General features: G+C 63.9%; 7 protein-coding genes. All 7 read right to left on the bottom strand.

Going from position 1 to position 3,429, the window contains the following annotated elements:
• On the bottom strand, positions 1-391 hold a 391-nt coding region (gene rplQ, locus V6M46_RS12790; protein WP_332665669.1), incomplete at its 3' end, for a 50S ribosomal protein L17.
• A 50-nt stretch (positions 392-441) separates the two neighbouring features.
• Positions 442-1,452 (bottom strand): DNA-directed RNA polymerase subunit alpha, encoded by a 1,011-nt coding sequence (locus V6M46_RS12785; protein WP_332665666.1) that lies wholly within the window; start codon positions 1,450-1,452, stop codon positions 442-444.
• 68 nt (positions 1,453-1,520) lie between these two features.
• Complete coding sequence (gene rpsD / locus V6M46_RS12780) at positions 1,521-2,129, bottom strand: 30S ribosomal protein S4 (RefSeq protein WP_056209369.1); 609 nt, start codon at positions 2,127-2,129, stop codon at positions 1,521-1,523.
• Positions 2,130-2,162: 33 nt separating this feature from the next.
• The gene (gene rpsK / locus V6M46_RS12775; protein WP_056209373.1) at positions 2,163-2,558 is read right to left on the bottom strand and encodes a 30S ribosomal protein S11; all 396 of its coding nucleotides are present in this window, start codon (positions 2,556-2,558) and stop codon (positions 2,163-2,165) included.
• Between the two features lie 6 nt (positions 2,559-2,564).
• A complete protein-coding gene (gene rpsM, locus V6M46_RS12770; RefSeq protein ID WP_056209375.1) occupies positions 2,565-2,933 on the bottom strand; it encodes a 30S ribosomal protein S13 in 369 nt (122 codons plus the stop codon).
• 177 nt (positions 2,934-3,110) lie between these two features.
• Positions 3,111-3,224, bottom strand: a complete 114-nt coding sequence (rpmJ, locus tag V6M46_RS12765; protein WP_008361054.1) for a 50S ribosomal protein L36 — start codon at positions 3,222-3,224, stop codon at positions 3,111-3,113.
• A gap of 40 nt (positions 3,225-3,264) precedes the next feature.
• Positions 3,265-3,429, bottom strand: a 165-nt coding sequence (gene infA / locus V6M46_RS12760) for a translation initiation factor IF-1 (RefSeq protein ID WP_332665672.1), incomplete at its 5' end; no start/stop codon positions are given.

Genomic DNA, 3,429 nt, shown 5'->3' with positions numbered 1-3,429 from the left:
CCTTCTTGGGCGTCTGGTTCTGCGCGCCGAACTGCTTGGCCTCGACGATCTCGATGACGGCCATGGGGGCGTTGTCGCCCTTGCGCGGCGCGACCTTCGTGATGCGCGTGTAGCCGCCGGGACGGGTCGCCATGGCGGGACCGATCTCGGTGAACAGCGTGTGCAGGATGCTCTTGTCACGGATGACCTTGACGACCTGGCGGCGGTTGGCCACCGTGTCGGTCTTGGCCTTCGTGATGAGCGCCTCTGCGTACGGACGCAGGCGACGGGCCTTGGCCTCGGTGGTCGTGATCTTGCCGTGCTCGAACAGGTTCTGCGCGAGGTTGGCGAGGATCAGACGCTGGTGGGCCGGGCTACCGCCGAGGCGAGGTCCCTTGGTGGGGGTGGGCATTGTTTCGTCTCCAAAATTGTTCGGGCTGAGCCGTCAAGGACGGGCAGTACTCAGTACTGCTCGTCCTCGGCGAAGCTGGCGTCGTCGTCGTAGGCGTCGATGACGGCCGACGGGTCGAAACCAGCCGGGCTGTCCTTGAGCGCGAGGCCCATCTCGGCGAGCTTGGCCTTGACCTCGTCGATCGACTTCGAACCGAAGTTGCGAATGTCGAGCAGGTCCTGCTCCGAGCGCGTGATGAGCTCACCCACGGTGTGGATGCCCTCACGCTTGAGGCAGTTGTAGGAACGCACCGTGAAGTTGAGGTCCTCGATCGGCAGCGCCAGGTCAGCAGCGAGCTGCTCGTCGACCGGCGAAGGTCCGATGTCGATGCCCTCGGCCTCGACGTTGAGCTCACGAGCCAGGCCGAACAGCTCCACCAGGGTGGAACCGGCCGACGCGATCGCGTCACGCGGCAGGATCGACTTCTTGGTCTCGACGTCGATCACGAGCTTGTCGAAGTCCGTACGCTGCTCGACTCGGGTCGCCTCGACCTTGTAGGTCACCTTGAGGACCGGCGAGTAGATCGAGTCGACCGGCATGCGGCCGATCTCTTCGTCACCGGACTTGTTCTGCACGGCCGACACGTAGCCGCGGCCACGCTCGACGACGAGCTCGATCTCGATCTTGCCCTTGGCGTTGAGCGTCGCGATGTGCAGGTCCGGGTTGTGGACCTCGACACCGGCCGGGGGCTGGATGTCAGCGGCGGTCACCTCGCCGGTGCCCTCCTTGCGGAGGTACATGACGACGGGCTCGTCGTTCTCCGAGGAGACCACGAGCTCCTTGAGGTTGAGGATGATCTCGGTGACGTCCTCGGTCACACCGGGGACGGTCGAGAACTCGTGCAGGACGCCGTCGATCTTGATCGACGTGACGGCCGCACCCGGGATCGACGACAGGAGCGTACGACGCAGGGAGTTGCCGAGGGTGTAGCCGAAGCCGGGCTCCAGGGGCTCGATGACGAACCGCGAACGGAACTCGTCGACGACCTCTTCGGACAGGGCGGGGCGCTGGGCGATGAGCATTGTTTCTTCCTTTCCGGACCAACCTCTATTTGAAGGTCCGGGTTGTTTTCACGGTGAGAGCGGGCCGATCAGATCTTGGAGTAGAACTCCACGATCAGCTGTTCGTTGATCGGGACCGTGATCTGCTCGCGCACAGGCTGGCTGTGCACGAGGATGCGGCCGCGCTCGGGTGCGACGTCGAGCCAGGCCGGCACGGTGTCGCGGTCGTGGGTCTCACGCGCGACGATGAACGGCGTGGTCTCCAGCGACTTGGTCTTGACGTCGATGATGTCGTGCTTGCTCACCTGGAACGACGGGATGTCGGTCTTGACGCCGTTGACCACGAAGTGTCCGTGGTTGACGAGCTGGCGGGCGTGACGCCGCGTACGGGCGAAGCCCGCACGGTAGACGACGTTGTCGAGGCGTGACTCGAGGATCTGCAGCAGGTTGTCGCCGGTCTTGCCGGGGCGACGCGAGGCGAGCTCGTAGTACTTGCGGAACTGCTTCTCGAGCACTCCGTAGGTGTAACGCGCCTTCTGCTTCTCGAGCAGCTGGTTGCGGTACTCCGACTCCTTGACGCGCGCGCGGCCGTGCTGGCCGGGAGGGTAAGGACGCTTTTCGAATGCAGCGTCACCACCGACGAGGTCGATGCCGAGACGGCGCGACTTCTTGGTGAGAGGTCCGGTGTAACGGGCCATGGTTGATAGCTCCTAGAAAGAATTCAGTCGACGTCAGAGACGACGGTGCTTGGGGGGACGGCAGCCGTTGTGGGGGCTGGGGGTCACGTCGGAGATGGTGCCGACCTCGAGGCCGACTCCGCTCAGCGACCGGATCGCCGTCTCGCGGCCCGAACCGGGGCCCTTCACGAAGACGTCGACCTTCTTCATCCCGTGCTCCATCGCCTGGCGACCGGCCGACTCGGCAGCCATACCGGCTGCGAACGGCGTCGACTTGCGCGAGCCCTTGAATCCGACGGTGCCGCCGGAGGCCCATGCGATCACGGCGCCCGAAGGATCCGTGATGGTGACGTGGGTGTTGTTGAACGTGCTCTTGATGTGGGCTTCGCCCTGAGCGACGTTCTTCTTCTCCTTGCGGCGGACCTTCTTGCCAGCTGTCTTAGGAGGCATGCGCTATCACTTCTTCTTTCCGGCGACGGTGCGCTTGGGACCCTTGCGGGTACGCGCGTTGGTCTTGGTGCGCTGGCCACGAACGGGCAGGTGCGCACGGTGGCGACGGCCCTGGTAGCTGCCGATCTCCATCTTGCGGCGAATGTCACCGGTGACCGTACGACGCAGGTCGCCCTCGGTCTGGTAGTTCGCTTCGATGTGATCGCGCAGAGCAACGAGGTCGTTGTCGTCGAGCTCGTGGACGCGCTTGTCCGGGCTGATGCCGGTTGCTGCGAGGGTCTCGGCGGCACGGGTGCGGCCGATCCCGAATACATATGTGAGTGCGATCTCGATGCGCTTTTCGCGCGGGAGGTCGACTCCTACGAGGCGTGCCATCTAGGCATTTCCTTCCATTCGGCGAGGTATGGCCACCTGATGCATCCCGACTGCCTCCAGGATCTTGGACGATCCTGAGCCGGGCCCCGGCCTACGCTTCCGGGGGTGACCCGCCACGATCGTGCTGTGACGGGAGCGATCAGATGTTTCGTGTTGCTGGGTGTGAAGAAGCTCTGCCTAGCCCTGGCGCTGCTTGTGACGCGGGTTTTCGCAGATCACCATGACGCGGCCGTGGCGACGAATCACCTTGCACTTGTCACAGATCTTCTTCACGCTCGGGTTGACCTTCATCGAGAGTCTCTCTTTGGGATCTGAACGTGTGTATGTGTGTTTACTTGTAGCGGTAGACGATGCGGCCGCGGGAGAGGTCGTACGGCGAGAGCTCCACCACAACGCGATCCTCGGGGAGGATGCGGATGTAGTGCTGGCGCATCTTGCCGCTGATGTGCGCGAGAACCTTGTGGCCGTTGGCCAGCTCCACGCGGAACATCGCGTT

It is taken from the genome of Aeromicrobium sp. (genome assembly GCF_036676885.1).
Taxonomy (GTDB): Bacteria; Actinomycetota; Actinomycetes; order Propionibacteriales; family Nocardioidaceae; genus Aeromicrobium.
Note: the sequence above shows the minus strand (reverse complement) of the source record. Positions and strands in the feature narration are given on the sequence as shown.

What these genes read in the sequence shown, in the direction of transcription:
- rpsK (WP_056209373.1), bottom strand. Translation starts at nt 2,558, where the DNA reads ATGCCTCCTAAGACAGCTGGCAAGAAGGTCCGCCGCAAGGAGAAGAAG.
- V6M46_RS12785 (WP_332665666.1), bottom strand. Translation starts at nt 1,452, where the DNA reads ATGCTCATCGCCCAGCGCCCCGCCCTGTCCGAAGAGGTCGTCGACGAG.
- rpmJ (WP_008361054.1), bottom strand. Translation starts at nt 3,224, where the DNA reads ATGAAGGTCAACCCGAGCGTGAAGAAGATCTGTGACAAGTGCAAGGTG.
- rpsM (WP_056209375.1), bottom strand. Translation starts at nt 2,933, where the DNA reads ATGGCACGCCTCGTAGGAGTCGACCTCCCGCGCGAAAAGCGCATCGAG.
- rpsD (WP_056209369.1), bottom strand. Translation starts at nt 2,129, where the DNA reads ATGGCCCGTTACACCGGACCTCTCACCAAGAAGTCGCGCCGTCTCGGC.